This window comes from Streptomyces sp. NPDC051578, assembly GCF_044454045.1.
Lineage (GTDB): Bacteria > Actinomycetota > Actinomycetes > Streptomycetales > Streptomycetaceae > Streptomyces.
On sequence record NZ_JBITDH010000001.1, the window covers coordinates 1,517,004 to 1,534,446 of the forward strand.

The following is a 17,443-nucleotide window of genomic DNA, read 5'->3' on the forward strand; positions in this document are numbered from 1 at the left end:
CCCCCCGCCGCGCGCCTCCGAACAGGTGACGCAGCCTCACCCCGCCGCCTCCGGTGGACGATTCGTCATACCGGACATGGCAGCATCGGCCTGCCCCGGAGGTGATTACATGACAAACCGACCACGCCTTGTCCACACCGTCTGCATCGCCGCCGCCGTCCTCCTCACGGCCGCCGGCCCGCCCGCCACCGCCCGCGCCGAACCCCTCCCCGCGACGGAACCCGTCGCAGCGCCCCGGCCCGCTCCGGTGCCCGGGAAGGCCCCTGCCTCCCAGCCGGGCTCGGCGCCCGCCACCGAGCCCGTAGGAGTGCTGCTCACCCGCCTCCAGGACCTGTACCGGAAGGCCGAGCAGGCATCCGAGGCGTACAACGCCACCGAAGTCGCCCTCAAGGCGCGCCAGGAGGAGGAGCGCCGGCTCACCGCCGAGCTGGGCAAGGCCCGTACCGCCCTCACCGCCGAGCGGGCCCTCGCCGGCCGGCTGGCCCGCGAGCAGTACCAGCACGCCCGCGGCGGCCTCTCCCCCTACCTGCGGATGCTCCTCACCGGAGACCTCCGCCACGCCTCCGACCAGCGCCGCCTCACCGCCCTCCAGGGCGCCCGCACCGCCGGGGTCCTCGCCCGCCTCGAACACGGCGAACAGCACGCCGGGACCCTCGCCGGCGCCGCCCGCAAGGCCCTGGACGCGCAGCGGAACCTGACCGCCGAGCAGAAACGGCACAAGGACGAGGTCACCGGCCGGCTCAAGGAGGTCGAGCGGCTCCTGGCCTCCCTGACCGCCGAGCAACTCGCCCAGCTCGGCGCCCGTGAGGACGCGGTCACCGCCGAAGCGCAGCGGGAGTTCGTCGGCTCCGGCCGCCTGGGCCGGGCGGGCGCCCCCTCCGCCTCCGCGGCGGCCGCCACCCCCACCGCCGCGGGCGGCGCGGCCCTCGCCTACGCGGCGGCCCAGATCGGCAAGCCGTACGTCTGGGGCGCCGAGGGCCCGGCCTCCTTCGACTGCTCCGGTCTCACCTCCCGGGCCTGGGAGCACGCCGGGCGGTCCATCCCCCGGACGAGCCAGGAGCAGTGGGCGCAGCTGCCGAAGGTGCCGCTGGACCGGCTGCGCCCCGGGGACCTGGTGGTGTACTTCCCCACCGCCACCCACGTCGCCCTGTACATCGGCGGCGGCAAGGTCATCCAGGCGCCCCGGCCGGGATCCCGCGTCAAGGTGTCGCCGATCGCCGCGAACCCGGTCCTGGGCGCCGTACGCCCGGACCCGGGCGGGACCCCGCTCGCCTCGTTCACCCTCCCGCCGCTGCCCGAATCGGCCACGGAGGGGGACGACACCGGCTACTCGGGGGCAGGGCCCGACGGCGACACCGAAGCCGAGACCTCCGCCAGGTAGTCCGCCGTGTCCTCGGGGTCGTAGAAGTACGCGTCGAAGTCGGCCGGGTTGTCGAAGCCGTTGGCGAATCGATCCGCCACCGGCGGCAGCTGCCCGGCCGCCCCGATCAGGTTCAGCACGTGCTCCGGCGGCACGCCCAGCATCGCGTTGGTCCACTGGGTCACCGGCTTGCCCGTCGTGAACCAGTACTTGTCGAAGGTCGCCTTCATCCACGCCTCGTCGAACGGCTTGTCGCCGTGCATGAGGATCGAGGAGAGGTACGAGGCCGCGCACTTCGCGGCGGAGTTCGAGCCCTGCCCGGTGATCGGGTCGTTCGCCACGACCACGTCGGCGACGCCCAGCACCAGGCCGCCGCCCGGCAGGCGCCCGATCGGGTTGCGCACGACCGGCGCGTAACGCCCGGCGAGGGTGCCGCCCGCGTCCGTCAGGTCCACCTTGGTGGCGCGCGCGTACTCCCAGGGCGCGAACTTCTCCATCAGCTCCAGCGTCAGCGCCAGGTGCTCCGACGGGTCCTTGACGCCCTTGAAGACGTCCACCGGACCGCCCGGCAGGCCCTCCCAGAACAGGATGTCCGCCCGCCCCGAAGTGGTCAGGGTCGGCATGACGAACAGCTCGCCGACTCCCGGCACCAGGTTGCAGCGCACCGCCTCCGTCTCCGGGTGCTCCGGGCGCGGCCGGAGCCCGTGCACGTACGAGACGGCCAGCGCGCGCTGCGGCGCGTCGTAGGGGGACCGCGCCGCGTCCCGGCCGAACATCGACACCAGTTCGCCCTTGCCGGCGGCGACGAGCACCAGGTCGTACGTCCGGGAGAAGAAGTCCAGGTCGGCGACGGACGCGCCGTGGATGACCAGCTGGCCGCCCCGCTGCACGAACGTGTCGATCCAGCCCGCCATCTTCACGCGCTGGTCGACGGACTGCGCGAAGCCCTTCAAGCGGCCGAGCCAGTCGACGGCGCGCCCGCCGTCCGGGGCGGCGACCGAGACGCCGACGCCCTCGATCCTCGGGGCCTGCCGCTCCCAGAAGGCCAGCTGGAGGTCCCGCTCGTGCTGGAGCGCCGTGTCGAACATGCACTGGGTGGACATGACCCGCCCGGTGCGGATCTCGTCCGCCGTCCGGTTGGACATGAGGGTGACCTCGTACCCCTTCGACTGGAGTCCGAGGGCGAGCTGGAGACCGGACTGGCCGGCCCCGACGACGAGTATCTTGCGCATCTCACGTTCTCGATTCGGGGGCTGCGGTGGTTCGGGGCTTCGGTCGTGCGGGGCTGCGGTCGTACGCCCGGCTGCGGTTCCGGGCGGGCCCGCGCCGGGCGCGCTATTCGGGCGTCGCGTCCAGGGCGTGCGAGACCAGGGCCAGCAGGGACTCGACCACCGTCGCCCGGCGGCGGGCGTCCATGATCACGACGGGTACGGTCGGTGCGATGCCGAGCGCCTCCCGCACGTCCCGCTTCTCGTACGCACGCGAGCCCTCGAAGTGGTTGACGGCGACGGCGTACGGCAGCCCGCAGCTCTCGAAGTAGTCGAGGGCCGGGAAGCAGTCGCGCAGCCGGCGCGTATCGGCCAGCACCAGCCCGCCGATCGCGCCCCGCACCAGGTCGTCCCACATGAACCAGAAGCGCTCCTGGCCCGGCGTCCCGTACACGTACAGGACGAGGTCGTCGGCGAGCGTGACCCGGCCGAAGTCCATGGCGACGGTGGTGGTGTTCTTGTCCGGGGTCGCGGACAGGTCGTCGGTGGGCAGGCTCGCCTGGGTCATCACCGCCTCCGTGCGCAGCGGGGTGATCTCGGAGACGGACGACACGAAGGTGGTTTTGCCGACGCCGAAACCCCCCGCGACCAGCACCTTGACGGCGACGGGCGCGCGCGAGCGGTCGTACTGCCACGGCTGGACGGGTTCGTCCTCGGCCAGGGCCCGGTCAGAGACGGCGAAGGCCATCGAGCACCCTTTCCAGCAGCGCGCGGTCGGGACGGCCGGTGCCGTGGCCCGTGCCGTAGACGCGGATCCGCCCTTGGTCGGCGAGGTCGCTGACCAGGACGCGGACCACGCCGAGCGGCAGTTTCAGCAGCGCCGCTATCTCGGCGATCGTGCGCATGCGGCGGCACACCTCGACTATGGCCGGCATCTCCGGCATCCGGTCCGCCGTCTCGGCCGGACCGGTGTCGAGGGCGGCGACGAAGGTCTCCACCAGCAGGATCTGCGCGAAGCGGGTCCGGCCGCCCGTGAGGGAGTACGGGCGGACCCGGGCGGGGCGGCGGTCGGCGCCGCGTATGGGCAGCCGGTCGGAAGCCGGACTCCTCACGGGGTGTTCTCCATCGACTGGCGCAGCTCGCTGCGGACTTCGGGGGTCAGGACGTGCCCGGCCCGCCCCACGAACAGGGCCATGTGGTAGGCGACGACGCTCATGTCGCAGTCGGGGGTGGCGTGCACGCCCAGCAGCGAGCCGTCACTGATGACCATGACGAAGACGGAGCCGTGCTCCATGGCCACCATGGTCTGCTTGACGGAGCCGAACTCCATGAGGTCGGCGGCGCCGCTGGTGAGGCTGCCGAGCCCGGAGACGATGGTGGCGAGGTCGGCGGAGGCTCCCCGGGGGCCCTTGGGACGTTCGGCCGCCGTGGCGGGCGCCGGCTCGGAGGAGAGCAGCAAGAGCCCGTCCGAGGAGACGACGGCGACGGAGTTGACTCCGGGTACCTCCTCGACCAGGTCGGTCAGCAGCCATTGCAGGTTGCGGGCCTGGGTGCTCAGTCCGTACGTACTGGGCGCGGTCATGTGCGTGCCTCCTGTGCGGTATCCCCCCGGTCGGTCTGCCCTTGCTGACGGCCCTGGTCGGGGCCCGGGTCCTGGGCCAGTTCGGCCGCGGCGACGCGCCGCCCGTCCTGGGAGCCCTGGTAGAAGCCGCCGAGCCTGCGGCGCAGCTCCTCGGCGTCCACCCGGCGGGGTTCGGGCCGTACGTCGGCGGGCCGCCCGGCCGTCGCGGTCTTGGCTGCGGGGCGCCGGGTCCGCTTCGGCAGGCCCTTGTCGGTGACGGCCTCCTCGGGGTGCCCGTGGTTGCCCTGGCGCGGGAGCCAGCTGTCCTCGGCGGCTGCCCGGCCGTGGGGGTCGGGCTCCGCCGGGGCGGCGTCGGGCCGCCCGGGCCCGGCCAGCGTTCCCTGCTGTACGACGGCCCCGTGCCCGGTCCCGGCCGGCGGCTCGGCGCTCCCCGGCTCGGGGTCGGGCACCGCGAAGGCCGCCGGGTCCGGCTCGGGCACGACCCTCGCGAGGAGCTCCTCCCCGGGGTCCACCCCGCCCGGCTCCCCGCCGGCGGGGGCGCCCACCGTGAACACCTGCGCCTGCGGGGGCGACTGCCCGGCGGAGTCCCCGAAGGCCCCGTCCCGGGACGACGGCTCCTCGCCGTGGGCCGCCTGCCCGTCCGGGTCCGCGCCCGGGGCGAGACGGTCCGCAGCGGCGTCGTCGGCGTCGGCGGAGATCCCGCTCGTCGCGTCGGCGTCATCGGCCGGGGTCCCGACCGCGGCGGCGGTGCCGGCGCCATCGGCCGGGGTCCCGACCACGGCGGCGGCGTTGGCGTCGGCGTCGGCCCCCGGGGCCGCGTCCGCGCCGGCCGCCGCCCCGCGCTCCGTACCCGGCTCGGCGGAGGACTCAGTGCCTTCGGCGCCCTCGGCCACCGGAGGGATCCTCGGGGGCAGCGTGTTCTCGTTCGCCTCCGCGATCACCCCGGGCAGCCGGTACTCCGGCAGTCCGGGCGTGGCCAGCGTGTGCACGGGCGAGGTCGGCGGCGCGACCGGCAGCAGCGCGGCCGGGACCACCACCAGGGCCTCCGTCCCGCCGTACCGGCCGGCCCGGAGCTCCGCGGTCACCCCGTGGCGTGCCGCCAGGCGGCCGGCCACGTAGAGGCCGAGGCCCAGGCCGTGTTCCGCCTCCGGCTCCTCGTCGTAGGCGTCCGGCGTCGCGAGCCGGGCGTTCAGCGTCTCCAGCCGGTCGGCGGTGACCCCGATGCCCTCGTCCACCACGGACAGCACCACTTCACCGGAGTCCAGCAGCCGTCCGGACACCTTCACCTTGGCGTCCGGCGGCGAGAACGTCGTCGCGTTCTCCAGGAGTTCCGCGAGCACGTGCGAGATGTCGTCGGCGGCGTGCCCGGCGACCTGCGTGTACGACGGCATCGCCGCCAGGTCGACCCGCTCGTAGCGTTCGATCTCGCTGACCGCGGCCCGCATGACGTCGATCAGCGGCACCGGCAGCCCCTGCCCGTGGCCGTGTTCCTGCCCGGCCAGCACCAGCAGGTTCTCGTTGTGGCGGCGCATCACGGTCGCCAGGTGGTCCAGCTTGAACAGGGTCGAGAGCCGTTCCGGGTCCTGCTCCTTGGACTCCAGCTCCTCGATGACGGCCAGCTGCCGCTCGACCAGGCCCAGGGTCCGCAGCGAGAGCGAGACGGAGGTCGTCGACATGATGCGCCGGTGCTCCTCCAGCCCCGCGCGCAGCTCCACCAGCTCTGCTTCCAGCCCGGTGCGGACCTCCGCCAGCTCCGCCTCCAGCCGGGCCCGGACCTGCGCCAGCTCCGCTTCCAGCGCGCCCCGGCCCGAGGACAGCGCCTCGTTGCGGCCGATGAGCCGGCGCCGGTCGGCGTCGAGCCCGGCGACCTTGGTGTGCAGGGCGACGGTCTGGTCCCGAACCGCGTTGAGGTGGCGCACGACCTCGGCGAACTCGTCGTTGCGGCCGGTGAACCGGACGGGCTCCACCGAGCCCTCGGGCGTCGCCAGCCGCGCCGCGCCCCGGCGCAGCACCGACAGCGGCCGGGTCAGCGAGCGGGCGACGGCCGTGGAGACGCCGACGACGAACAGGAACAGCACGCCGAGGAAGGCGACGAGCAGCTCCAGCCGCTGGACGTCGTCGTCGCGCAGGGTGGCGAGGGAGGTGGAGCGCCGGCCGGCCAGCGTGGATTCCACCGACCGCATCCGGTCGATGCGGGCGGTGAGGGCCGAACCGACCGAACCGGCGTCGGTCTTGCGGTCGGCGGTGGACAGCGTCGGCCGCTCGGTGAGGCGCCGCAGGTAGTCGTCGGCCGACTTGACCTCGGGACCGGTGACGGTGACGGTCAGCGTCTGCCGTACGTCGGGCCGTGCGGCCCGGGCGAAGTCGTCGAGGGCGGCCTGTTCCCGGACCCGGGCGCGCTGGGCGGCGGCGGTGAGTTCGTCGGCGGCGGGGGTGCCGGAGGGCTGGTCGCCACGGGGGACGGCGAGGGCGGCGAGCAGCAGCCCCCGGGTGGCCGAGGCCTGTTCGACGGCCTGGCCGAGGGGGGCGAGCGGGCGGGTGGTGGCCAGGGCGGCCTCCGCGCGCGGCGGGGTCAGTTCGGCGAGCCGGTCGCCCGGAGCGAGCAGTTCCGCGATGACGGCGCTGTAGGCCTGGTGCGCGGCGAGGGCGCCGCCCTTGCCGTCGACGGCCTCGGTGCGCACGGCCGGGATCCGGCCGAGCACCCCGGCGAGTTGTTCGTCCGCGTCGGGCCGGACCTCGGACAGCTGCCGGTCGGTGCCGGCGACGCGCTCCTGCACGGCGGCCTTGGCGCCCGCGGGGCGGCCCTTGGCGGCGTACTCGACGACGGCGTCCCGCTCGTCGCCGAGGAGGTGCGCCAGGGTGAGGCTCGCCTGCGCCTGCTCGGCGAGGGTCACCAGCCGCTGGGAGTCGTTGAGTTCTCTGGTTGCGGAGACGACGGCGGGAGCGCCTGCCGCGAGGACGGTGAGGCCCGCGACGGCCACGCCGACCACCAGCCTGCTGCGCACGCGGACGCGACGTCCTGCGGGGGCGGGTCCGTCTGCGCTGGCGGTGCCGTTCTTCCGAGACCGCTTCTTCTGCACCGGTGCTCGCAATCCTGTACGTGTGCTCGTGCTCGTCTACTCGTGTGGCCGAGGTAACGGCCGGTCAACAAGTAAACGCCCCCTGCCCCCTCGTACCGCCTCAGACCTTCGCAGTGCGATGGGAACAGAGCCGCACATCGCCCACCCCGCCACTCGAAGGAGTGAACATCACAGAGGAGTGGCCGACCAACTCGGGCCGCGTGTGCCAGGTGCCGTCCGTGGACGGGTGGTTGAAAGAACGCGGCGCGCTTTGGCAAGATGCCCCGCCCTCCCGTCCGGCGGGCTTCGCGCGGGGCCGTCCCGCCCCTCCCGACTTGGTACGTACCTGGCCTGGCCGGGGGTCCGTCCGCGGCCGCCGAGGCGGGGCAGAATGTCCGCATGCGCATCGACTTGGCCTCGGTGGCCGGCAGCCCGGAACGCCCCAACGAGGACTGGGTCTCAGCTGCGATACCCGCGTTGGGCGGCGGAGTTGTGGTGCTTCTCGACGGAGTCACGCCCCCGCGCGGCGACGACGGCTGTGTGCACGGGGTGCCGTGGTTCACGGCCCGCCTCGGCGGCCGGCTGGCCGAACTGTCGGGCTCGCGGCGGGACATGCCGCTGGACCGGATCCTGGCGGAGGCCATCGGGTCGACCGCCGCGGCCCACGGCAGCGGCTGTGACCTTTCTCACGTGCGCACACCGCAGGCGACGGTGGTCATGGCCCGCTGGGACGAGACGCACGTGGAGCATCTGGTGCTGTCGGACTCCGTACTGCTGCTGCAGGCACCCGGCGGTCGGGTCACGGCGGTGGTGGACGACCGGCTGGACCGGGTGCCGCCGGCGGCGCTGCGCTCGGCGGCGACGGCTGACGCGCTGCGCAACGCGGAGGGCGGCTTCTTCACGGCGGCCGCGGACCCGGCCGTGGCGGCCCGGGCGGTGACCGGGCGTACCCCGCGCGGTCAGGTGCGGGCGGTGGCCGCCCTCACGGACGGCGCCAGCCGGTGGACGGACACCTTCCGGGAAGGCGACTGGGCGGACTGCATGGCCGTGCTGCGCAAGGAGGGCGCCGAGGGCCTGATCGGCCGGGTCCGCGCGGCCGAGTCCGACCCGGGCCGCCCGCCGGCCCGCCACAAGCGCCACGACGACGCGTCGGCGGTCTACGCGGAGCTGTGACCCGCGCGGCCCACCCGGCCTACTCGGCGCCCTGGTTGAGCTGGTGGAGCAGCCGGGCCAGCTCGGCGACCTCGCCGCGGTCCCAGTCGGCCAGCTTGCGCATGTACTGCTCGCGCCGGGCGCCCCGGACCCGCAGGAACCGGGCCCGGCCCTCGTCGGTGAGCCCGACGAGGAAGGCCCGCCCGTCGGCGGGGTCCGGCTCGCGGGCCACCAGGCCGAGCACCTCCAGGGCGCGCAGCTGGCGGCTCATGGTGGCCTTGCCGACGCCGAAGTAGGCGGCGAGCTCGGTGGCCCGCTGCCGGCCCGCGGCCTCCAGCCGGACGAGGAGCCCGTACGCGGCGGGCTCCAGCTCGGGGTGGAGGGCGCGGGCCATCTCGCCGGACGAGGCCCGGGCGCGCCGGAGGAAGACGGACAGCTCCCGCTCCAGGGCAAGGAACTCCTGGTCTTCTCTCCCGTGCACGTCCGGCTCCCGTCGATGGTGTGGTCACACGCTGCGTACACCCAGTATTTCGCAGCGCACCTCCCACCCGGCACGACGCCCCGCGGTTGCGGCCCGCGGCTGCGCCTCCCGGCGGCGGCGCGGGCGGATCGAGATGCGGGGACCGGTCCGGGTCAGGCGGCGGTGACGGCCGCCACCGCCGCCTGGGCCAGCGCCAGCTCCAGCACCTGCCGCACGTCCGTGACCGGGTGCACCTCCAGCCCCTCCAGCACCTCCGCCGGCACGTCGTCGAGGTCCGCCTCGTTCCGCTTCGGGATGATCACCGTCGTCAGCCCTGCCCGGTGCGCGGCCAGCAGCTTCTGCTTGACCCCGCCGATCGGCAGCACCCGCCCGGTCAGCGAGACCTCGCCGGTCATGGCCACATCCGTCCGCACCTGCCGCCCGGACAGCAGCGACGCCAGCGCGGTCGTCATCGTGATGCCCGCGCTCGGACCGTCCTTCGGCACCGCCCCCGCCGGGAAGTGGATGTGCACGCCCCGGTCCTTGAGGTCGGCCACCGGGAGCTCCAGCTCCGCGCCGTGCGAGCGCAGGAAGCTGAGGGCGATCTGCGCCGACTCCTTCATGACATCGCCGAGCTGCCCGGTCAGGGTCAGCCCGGCCGCCCCGGTCTCCGGATCGGCCAGGGACGCCTCCACGAACAGCACGTCGCCGCCGGCTCCCGTCACGGCGAGGCCGGTGGCCACGCCCGGTACGGCGGTGCGCCGCTCGGCCGGGTCCTGAGCCGACTCCGGGACGTGGTGCGGCCGCCCGATGAGCGCCCGCAGGTCGTCCGCGCCGATGGTGAACGGCAGCTCCCGCTCCCCCAGCTCGTGCTGCGAGGCGACCTTGCGCAGCAGTCGCGCCAGCGACCGTTCCAGGGTGCGCACGCCCGCCTCGCGGGTGTACTCCCCGGCCAGCTTGCGCAGCGCGCCCTCCTCCAGGACCACCTCGTCGGCCGCGAGCCCGGCCCGCTCCAGCTGGCGCGGCAGCAGGTGGTCACGGGCGATGACGATCTTCTCGTCCTCGGTGTAGCCGTCGAGCCTGACCAGTTCCATGCGGTCGGCGAGCGCCTCGGGGATGGCTTCGAGCACGTTCGCGGTGGCCAGGAACACCACGTCGCTCAGGTCCAGCTCCACCTCCAGGTAGTGGTCGCGGAAGGTGTGGTTCTGCGCGGGGTCCAGCACCTCCAGCAGCGCGGCCGCCGGGTCGCCGCGGAAGTCGGACCCGACCTTGTCGATCTCGTCCAGGAGCACGACCGGGTTCATCGACCCGGCCTCCTTGATGGCCCGCACGATGCGGCCGGGCAGCGCGCCCACGTACGTCCGCCGGTGGCCGCGGATCTCGGCCTCGTCCCGTACGCCGCCCAGCGCGACCCGGACGAACTTGCGGCCCATGGCGTGCGCGACCGATTCGCCGAGGGAGGTCTTTCCGACACCGGGGGGCCCGACCAGGGCCAGTACGGCGCCGCCGCGGCGGCCTCCGATGACACCCATGCCGCGCTCGGAGCGCCGCTTGCGGACGGCGAGGTACTCGGTGATGCGGTCCTTCACGTCGCTCAGCCCGGCGTGTTCGGCGTCGAGCACCGCGCGGGCGCCGCGGATGTCGTACTCGTCCTCGGTGCGCTCGTTCCAAGGCAGTTCCAGGACGGTGTCGAGCCAGGTCCGGATCCAGGAGCCCTCGGGGGACTGGTCGCTGGCCCGCTCCAGCTTCTCGACTTCCTTGAGCGCGGCCTCCCGTACCTTCTCGGGCAGGTCGGCGGCCTCGACGCGGGCCCGGTAGTCGTCGGACTCCTCGCCGTCCTTCTCCCCGTTCAGTTCGCGCAGTTCCTTGCGGACGGCCTCCAGCTGGCGGCGGAGCAGGAACTCGCGCTGCTGCTTGTCGACGCCGTCCTGGACGTCCTTGGCGATGGATTCGGCGACGTCCTGTTCGGCGAGGTGGTCGCTGAGCGCCTTGATGGCGAGCCTCAGCCGGGCCACGGGGTCGGCCGTCTCCAGCAGCTCCACCTTCTGGGCCACCGTCAGGAACGGCGAGTACCCGGAGTTGTCGGCGAGCGCGGAGACCCCTTCGATCTGCTGGACCCGGTCCACGACCTGCCAGGCGCCGCGCTTCTTGAGCCAGCTGGTGGCGAGGGCCTTGTACTCCTTGACGAGCTCGGCGACGGCCCCCGGCAGCGGGTCGGGCACCTGTTCGTCGACGGTCTCCCCCTCCACCCACAGCGCGGCCCCCGGGCCGGTGGTCCCGGCGCCGATGCGGACGCGGCCGCGGCCGCGGATCAGCGCGCCGGGGTCACCGTCGGAGAGCCGTCCCACCTGCTCGACGGTGCCGAGCACACCCGTCGCGGCGTACTTCCCGTCGATGCGCGGTACGAGCAGCACCCGCGGCTTCCCGCTGCCCGCGGCGGCCTGCGCGGCCTCCACGGCTCCGCGCACCTCGGCGTCGGACAGGTCCAGCGGTACCACCATCCCGGGCAGCACGACCTCGTCATCGAGCGGCAACACGGGCAGGGTGAGCGTTACGGACGTCGAAGCCATGATCTTCCCTCCGGCAGTCAAGTTGAGCTATGCCGACTCAATGTCCCGGAGCCCGGCAATGTTCCCCCACCTGAGTTCGCCGGCGGCGAACACGTGCGCCGGGGTCAGTCTGCCGAGAGGTGGACGTCGCCCGAGGTGGTCTTCACGGAGAGGCTCGACGGGGCGGCCGGGTCGGCGGGGAGGCTGATGTCACGGGTGCCGGAGGAGGAGGTGGCCGCGATCCGGTAGGCGCCCCGGGGCACCCGGAGCGTCACGTCGCCCGAGCCGGTGTCGGCCGTGACCGAGGCCGGGTGCGTGGCGAAGGCCAGGCGGGCGTCGCCCGAACGGGAGTGGACCTCGGCCTGCGTGCCGGAAAGCTCCGCCGCCCGGATGTCGCCCGAGGAGGTACGGATCCTCAGCGGGCCCGCTATGCGCCCGGCCCCGACCTCGCCGGAGGAGGTACGGACCGTCAGGGGGCCCGCGACGCGTTCGGCCGTGACGGTGCCCGAGGAGGAGGTGAGGTCGGCGGCCGCGACGCCGGTGACCGTGAGGCGGCCGCTGTCGGTGCGCAGCTTCACCGTCGCCGAGGCGGGCACCTCCAGCCGGTAGTCGACGTAGCAGCTGCCGGAGCAGCCGGCGGTGAAGGTGAGCACGCCCGACGTGACCCGCTGGTCCGGCCTGGGCGGGGTGCCACCGCGGTAGTGGACCGTGCGGTGGACGGTGACGCCCGGGCCGCTGCCCGGGACGACCTCGACGGAGCCGTGCCGTCCGTCCGCCACCTCGACGGCGCGGACGGCCTCGGTCACGGTGGCGTCGTCGGTCGCCGTCTTCTGGCCTCCCTGGGCGAGGCGGCCGAGGGTGCAGCCGGTCAGGAGCAGTGCCGACGTGACGGCGAGGGCGGGTAACGCGAGGGCCGGCCGGGCGGGGAAGGTGCGGGAGCGGGACGTCATGTGCGGAAGTCTGACGGGCCCCGCCCCCTCGCGACGATGGGGCCGCTACCCGCACGGGCCGGGGGTTATCCCCCCGTCGCCACCGGGCGCTCCAGGGGCCGGCCCGGGAGCTCCGGGAGGCCCCATTCGCCCCAGGAGCCGTCGTACACGGCCGTCTCCCGGTAGCCGGCCAGCTCCGCGCCGAGCGCGAGGACGCAGGCCGTCACCCCCGAGCCGCAGCTGAGGTAGAGGCGCTCCCGGTCCCCCGCCGCCGCGCGGAAAGCCTCCCGGAGTTCCTCCGCGGGCCGCATCAGGCCGCCGGGAGACTGGAGTTCCGCGAAGGGGAGGCTGACCGCGCCCGGCACGTGGCCGCCGCGCAGGCCCGGCCGGGGTTCCGGGGCGGTGCCCGCGAACCGCTCCCGGGTGCGGGCGTCGAGCACCGCGGCGGCCGGGTCCGCCAGGGCCCCGGCCACGGTGGCGGCGTCCACCAGCAGCCCGGGCCGCGGCCGGGCGGTGAAGGAGCCGCGCGGGCCCTCGTACGCCGGGGCGGTGTTCTCCAGCGGCAGCCCGGCGGCGGTCCACGCGGGCAGCCCGCCGTCCAGGACGGCGGCCCGGTCGAAGCCCATCGCGCGCAGCATCCACCAGGCCCGGGCGCTGGAGTAGATCCCGGCGCCGTCGTACACGACCACCGTGTCGTCGTCGCGGAGCCCGAGGCCGCGCATCTCCTCCTCGAACGCCGAGGCGGCGGGCATGGTGTGCGGGACGGGTGCGCGGTGGTCGGACAGGGCCCCGTCGAGGTCGAAGGGGCGGGCCCCCGGGATCCGCCGGTCCGCTCCGCGCAGCGCGCCGACGGAGGCGTCGAACAGCACCAGGTCCGGTTCCAGGAGCAGCACGGCGAGTCGCTCGGCCCCGATCAGGGGTCCGAAGGGGGCTTCTGGCGCGCTCATCGGGGGTTCCTCCGGCGTCCGGGTCCGCGTCGGGATCGACCCGCCCATCCAACCACCGCCTCCGGACGGCCCTTTCAGGGGCAGTCGGCCCCCGTACGGCCGTACACCGCGACCCTCGCCCCCCGCACCTGCGCGAGCGAGCACAGCCGGAACCCGTCCGCGAGGGCCTCCCGCTTCGCGGCCTCCGCCGGGTACGGGTCCAGCGGCTGCCCCCGCGGATCGAGCAGGGCCACCACCCTCGGCGTCCGGGCCAGCCGGGCGCGTATCTCCCGCGCGGGCAGTTCGGTCCCCCACAGGCTGCGCGAGGCCGCCGGGGTCCGGGCCAGGGCCAGGTCCCGCAGGGGCGCGTACGTGCCGGGTGAGGACAGCAGCCACTCGCGCCGCCGCGACGGCATGAACAGCACGGCGTCCCCCGGCCGGGCCCGCTCCCGTACGGCCGCGGCGACCGCCAGGACGTCGTCCTTGCGGCTCTCGGGGGTCCGCAGCCACCCCGACCACCACCCCCAGGGCGCCAGCAGTGCCCCTGCCAGCACCCAGGGCCACACCGCGCGCCGCGCCCGCGCCGCGTCGGCCCGCGCGAGCCGCAGCCCGATCAGCAGGGCGAGTCCGGCCAGCGCGTAGAGCACGTACCGGTCGACGTACCAGGGGTGCACCAGCGAGAGCGCCATCAGCAGCCCCGGCGGCAGCAGCGCGAGCGGCACCGCGACCCGCAGCGCCCGCCGCTCGTCGCGGACGCCCCGCGCCAGGAGCACCACGGCGAGCACGAGCACCCCGTAGGCCGTCCAGTCCTGCCAGCCCGGCCGCCCGAGCCAGCCGAGCTGCTGCTGCGCCTGCCGGGCGCTGACGACGGCCAGCGGCGCCAGCGCGGCCAGGACTGCCGCGGCGCTCCACCGCCAGCCGCGCGAGCGCCCGGCGGCGCAGCCGTGCGCGAGCAGGGCCAGTACCGCGAACTCGTGCAGCCAGCAGCCGAGCAGCAGCACCACCGCGTACGCCACCCACCGCTCGGCCAGCAACAGGTAGGTGGCCCACACCACGGCGCAGGCGACGAGGGCGTACGAGCGCCCCTCCTGGGAGTACATCTGCACGGGCGGCAGCAGGGCGTAGGCGGTTCCGGCGATCACCGCGGCCCGCGGCCCGGCGAGCCGGTGCGCCACCGCGGCCACTCCGGCGGCGGCCAGGGCGGTGGCGGCGACGGAGGGCAGGCGCAGCGCCCACAGGCCGCCGTCCCACAGGCCGTAGACCCCGTGCATCAGCAGGTAGTACAGCCCGTGGACGGCGTCGACACGCCCGAGGAGCTCCGCGAGGGCGGCGAGCGGGCGGTGCGCCACCTGGACGGTGACGGATTCGTCGCGCCACATGCTGCCGCCGCCCGGGCCGCGTTCCAGGCCCCAGAGGCCGAGGACGACGGCGATGAGCGGCGGCAGCCCGCGCCACAGGGCTGTGCGGCTGATGTCGGCCTCCGGGTGCTTCCGTGCGGGTGGTGCGGACTCCATACTCGGGGTTCGGGTCGGCCCCCGTTCCAGCGGAGGTGGGTTGTGGATGCGTTCAGGGCGATGGCGGCGGCACTGCTGGGCGCGGTGGTCCTGAGCGGATGCGGTCTCGCCAGACCCGACCACTCGCTGGTGACCTTCAGCACGGAGGCGTCGGCCGGCGCGAGCCTGCCCTCCGCGCAGGACCCGCCCTCCCCCGGCGCCGGTCCGCCCTCGCAGCCCGCGCCCGGGGCCTCCTCGCGGCCGCCCGCCGCCACGGAGACCCTGGTCACAGTCACCCGCAGCGGCGGCTTCGCCGGCCGGACGCACACCCTGACCGTCGCCTCCGACGGCGCCTGGACCCGCCAGGGCGTCCGCGCCGAGCCAGAGGGCGCGGGCCGCCTCTCCGAGGCCCAGCTCACCCGGCTGCGCACGGCGGTCCGGGAAGCCGACTTCGCGCACCTGCCCCGGCCGACCAAGAGTGGCGGGACGGTCTTCGACGGGTTCACGTACACCTTCGTGCGCGGCACGACCAAGGTCGTCACCGACGACGGCTCCGTGCCGCCCGCCCTGACGAAGGTGCTGGACGCCCTGCCCCCCTTCGAGGGCTGAGCCGGGCCGAGCCCCTTCGAGCCGGCAGGGCGGGTTCCGGACGCCCGCGCCGGTCCGTGGGAACCCCACATGGCCGCGGGCCGGTGCCTCCTCTACGCTGCACCCCATCACGCGGGATCTTCAGGGGCGGGACATGGAACAGACACACACCACCCACAGCGGCGCCGCGGCCACCCCCGGTGCCCAGCGGCGCGTGCTCGTGGTCGAGGACGACCGCACCATCGCCGACGCCATCTCGGCCCGGCTGCGCGCCGAGGGATTCCAGGTGCAGACGGCGTACGACGGCCCGGCCGCGGTCGCGGCCGCCGAGAGCTGGCTGCCCGAACTGCTGGTGCTGGACGTCATGCTGCCCGGCTTCGACGGGCTGGAGGTCTGCCGCCGGGTCCAGGCGCAGCGGCCGGTCCCGGTCCTGATGCTCACCGCGCGGGACGACGAGACCGACATGCTGGTCGGGCTCGGGGTCGGCGCGGACGACTACATGACGAAGCCGTTCTCGATGCGGGAGCTGGCCGCGCGGGTCCACGTACTGCTGCGGCGGGTGGAGCGGGCCACGCAGGCGGCGACCGCCCCCCGCGGGGCGACGCTGCGCCTGGGTGACCTGGAGATCGACCACGCGCAGCGCAGGGTGCGGGTGCAGGCCGAGGACGTGCACCTGACGCCGACCGAGTTCGACCTGCTGGTGTGCCTGGCGGGGACGCCGCGCGCGGTGCTCTCCCGCGAACAGCTGCTGGCGGAGGTGTGGGACTGGGCGGACGCCTCCGGGACCCGTACGGTCGACAGCCACATCAAGGCGCTGCGCCGCAAGATCGGCGCCGAGCGGATCCGTACGGTCCACGGCGTCGGGTACGCCCTGGAGACCCCGGCCCAGCCGTGAGCGGCGCCCGCCCCGGCCGGGGGCGCGGCTCCGGCCGCACCGGCACGGCGGGTGACCGCCCCGGTGACCGCGGTGACCGGCCCGGTGACCGCGCCGGCGGGCTGCGCCCGTTCTCGCCGTTCTCGATCAAGACGAAGCTGGGCTCGCTCGTCGTGGTGTCGGTGTTCATCACGACGGGGCTGCTGATGGTGGCCCTGCGCACCGACACGGAGCTGCGGTTCATCACCGTGTTCTCGGTGATCGCCTCGATGTTGATCACGCAGTTCGTGGCGCACAGCCTGACGGCGCCGCTGGACGACATGACGACGGTGGCCGGGGCGATCTCCCGCGGGGACTACACGCGCCGGGTGCGCGGGGCCGGGCGTCGCGACGAGCTGGGCGACCTCGCCTCGACGATCAACCTGATGGCGGACGACCTGGAGGCGGTGGACCGCCACCGCAAGGAACTCGTCGCCAACGTCTCGCACGAGCTGCGCACCCCGATCGCGGCGCTGCGCGCGGTGCTGGAGAACGTGGTGGACGGTGTCTCGCAGGCCGATCCGGAGACCATGCGGACGGCGCTCAAGCAGACCGAGCGGCTGGGCCGGCTGGTGGAGACCCTGCTGGACCTGTCCCGGGTGGACAACGGGGTGGTGCCGCTGCGGGCGCGCCGCTTCGAGGTGTGGCCGTACCTGTCCGGGGTGCTCAAGGAGTCGGGGCTCGCGGCGGCGGGCCGGCCGGGGCTGGCCACGGGCTCGGGCGGCCACACCCGCAACGACGTCCACCTCCACCTGGACGTGCACCCGTCGGAACTGACCGCGTACGCGGACGCGGAGCGGCTGCACCAGGTGGTGGCGAACCTGATCGACAACGCGGTCAAGCACAGCCCGCCACACGGCCGGGTCACGGTCCGCGCGCGGGCCGGCGACGCGCCCGACAGCCTGGTGGTCGAGGTCCGGGACGAAGGCCCTGGAATCCCGGAAGAGGAACGCCACAGGGTCTTCGAGCGCTTCAACCGGGGCAGCGCGGGAGGCGGAGACGGCGGTACGGGGCTGGGCCTCGCCATCGCCCGCTGGGCCGTAGGCCTGCACGGGGGCGACATCCGCGTGGCCGAATCGTCACGGGGCTGCCGCATCCTCGTCACGCTTCCGGGCAGTTCCCGGGCGCCGCGTTGACGTAGGGTTCGAGTGGGAGAAGACATGATCTCGGCCACACCAGGCAGGGATCGTAAGGGGTGCGAAGCCAAGGGGGCCGCAACCTCGG

Annotated in this window: 15 protein-coding genes; 5 read left to right on the forward strand and 10 right to left on the reverse strand. The window is 74.7% G+C overall.

The features are described 5' to 3' along the window. Positions 1 to 109 precede the first annotated feature (109 nt). The gene (locus ACIA6C_RS06750) at positions 110 to 1,381 is read left to right on the forward strand and encodes an NlpC/P60 family protein (protein ID WP_399273379.1); all 1,272 of its coding nucleotides are present in this window, start codon (positions 110 to 112) and stop codon (positions 1,379 to 1,381) included. Here the strand turns inward: ACIA6C_RS06750 and ACIA6C_RS06755 are convergent. The 5 genes from ACIA6C_RS06755 to ACIA6C_RS06775 all read right to left on the reverse strand — a co-directional run bounded on the left by ACIA6C_RS06755 (position 1,327) and on the right by ACIA6C_RS06775 (position 7,155). After that, positions 1,327 to 2,592 (reverse strand): styrene monooxygenase/indole monooxygenase family protein, encoded by a 1,266-nt coding sequence (locus ACIA6C_RS06755; RefSeq protein ID WP_366080195.1) that lies wholly within the window; start codon positions 2,590 to 2,592, stop codon positions 1,327 to 1,329. The genes ACIA6C_RS06750 and ACIA6C_RS06755 overlap by 55 nt on opposite strands. Positions 2,593 to 2,695: 103 nt before the next feature. Then, the gene (locus tag ACIA6C_RS06760) at positions 2,696 to 3,316 is read right to left on the reverse strand and encodes a GTP-binding protein (protein ID WP_399273381.1); all 621 of its coding nucleotides are present in this window, start codon (positions 3,314 to 3,316) and stop codon (positions 2,696 to 2,698) included. Further along, positions 3,297 to 3,680, reverse strand: a complete 384-nt coding sequence (locus tag ACIA6C_RS06765; protein ID WP_361128723.1) for a DUF742 domain-containing protein — start codon at positions 3,678 to 3,680, stop codon at positions 3,297 to 3,299. Before ACIA6C_RS06765 ends, ACIA6C_RS06760 begins: the two co-directional genes overlap by 20 nt. Continuing rightward, a complete protein-coding gene (locus ACIA6C_RS06770; RefSeq protein WP_361128726.1) occupies positions 3,677 to 4,150 on the reverse strand; it encodes a roadblock/LC7 domain-containing protein in 474 nt (157 codons plus the stop codon). Before ACIA6C_RS06770 ends, ACIA6C_RS06765 begins: the two co-directional genes overlap by 4 nt. Then, positions 4,147 to 7,155: a nitrate- and nitrite sensing domain-containing protein gene (locus ACIA6C_RS06775; RefSeq protein WP_399273383.1), complete on the reverse strand. Its 3,009-nt coding sequence runs from the start codon at positions 7,153 to 7,155 to the stop codon at positions 4,147 to 4,149. The genes ACIA6C_RS06770 and ACIA6C_RS06775 overlap by 4 nt, the downstream gene beginning before the upstream one ends. Before the next feature lie 453 nt (positions 7,156 to 7,608). On the opposite strand from ACIA6C_RS06775, the gene ACIA6C_RS06780 reads away from it, so the two are divergent. After that, positions 7,609 to 8,382, forward strand: coding sequence for a hypothetical protein (locus tag ACIA6C_RS06780; RefSeq protein ID WP_399273385.1), 774 nt, complete (start codon positions 7,609 to 7,611; stop codon positions 8,380 to 8,382). 19 nt (positions 8,383 to 8,401) lie between these two features. Here ACIA6C_RS06780 and ACIA6C_RS06785 read toward each other — a convergent pair whose 3' ends face one another. From ACIA6C_RS06785 to ACIA6C_RS06805, 5 genes are all read right to left on the reverse strand, one after another. Then, positions 8,402 to 8,842 (reverse strand): MarR family transcriptional regulator, encoded by a 441-nt coding sequence (locus ACIA6C_RS06785; RefSeq protein ID WP_329198227.1) that lies wholly within the window; start codon positions 8,840 to 8,842, stop codon positions 8,402 to 8,404. A gap of 152 nt (positions 8,843 to 8,994) precedes the next feature. Beyond that, positions 8,995 to 11,391, reverse strand: a complete 2,397-nt coding sequence (lon, locus tag ACIA6C_RS06790) for an endopeptidase La (protein WP_366080189.1) — start codon at positions 11,389 to 11,391, stop codon at positions 8,995 to 8,997. Between the two features lie 104 nt (positions 11,392 to 11,495). Further along, on the reverse strand, positions 11,496 to 12,320 hold the full coding sequence (locus ACIA6C_RS06795; RefSeq protein ID WP_399273388.1) for a DUF4097 family beta strand repeat-containing protein: 825 nt from the start codon (positions 12,318 to 12,320) through the stop codon (positions 11,496 to 11,498). A gap of 65 nt (positions 12,321 to 12,385) precedes the next feature. After that, positions 12,386 to 13,246 carry a sulfurtransferase gene (locus ACIA6C_RS06800; protein ID WP_399273390.1) on the reverse strand — a complete coding sequence of 287 codons (861 nt, stop codon included), beginning with the start codon at positions 13,244 to 13,246 and terminating at the stop codon, positions 12,386 to 12,388. A gap of 74 nt (positions 13,247 to 13,320) precedes the next feature. Then, the gene (locus tag ACIA6C_RS06805; protein ID WP_399273392.1) at positions 13,321 to 14,739 is read right to left on the reverse strand and encodes a hypothetical protein; all 1,419 of its coding nucleotides are present in this window, start codon (positions 14,737 to 14,739) and stop codon (positions 13,321 to 13,323) included. 42 nt (positions 14,740 to 14,781) lie between these two features. Here ACIA6C_RS06805 and ACIA6C_RS06810 point away from each other — a divergent pair, with 42 nt between their 5' ends. The 3 genes from ACIA6C_RS06810 (at position 14,782) to ACIA6C_RS06820 (ending at position 17,355) form a co-directional block, all read left to right on the forward strand. Further along, positions 14,782 to 15,327, forward strand: coding sequence for a hypothetical protein (locus ACIA6C_RS06810; RefSeq protein ID WP_399273395.1), 546 nt, complete (start codon positions 14,782 to 14,784; stop codon positions 15,325 to 15,327). Positions 15,328 to 15,460: 133 nt separating this feature from the next. Next, complete coding sequence (locus tag ACIA6C_RS06815; protein WP_366080184.1) at positions 15,461 to 16,201, forward strand: response regulator transcription factor; 741 nt, start codon at positions 15,461 to 15,463, stop codon at positions 16,199 to 16,201. A 101-nt stretch (positions 16,202 to 16,302) separates the two neighbouring features. Continuing rightward, positions 16,303 to 17,355 (forward strand): HAMP domain-containing sensor histidine kinase, encoded by a 1,053-nt coding sequence (locus ACIA6C_RS06820; RefSeq protein WP_361129777.1) that lies wholly within the window; start codon positions 16,303 to 16,305, stop codon positions 17,353 to 17,355. Positions 17,356 to 17,443: the final 88 nt, after the last annotated feature.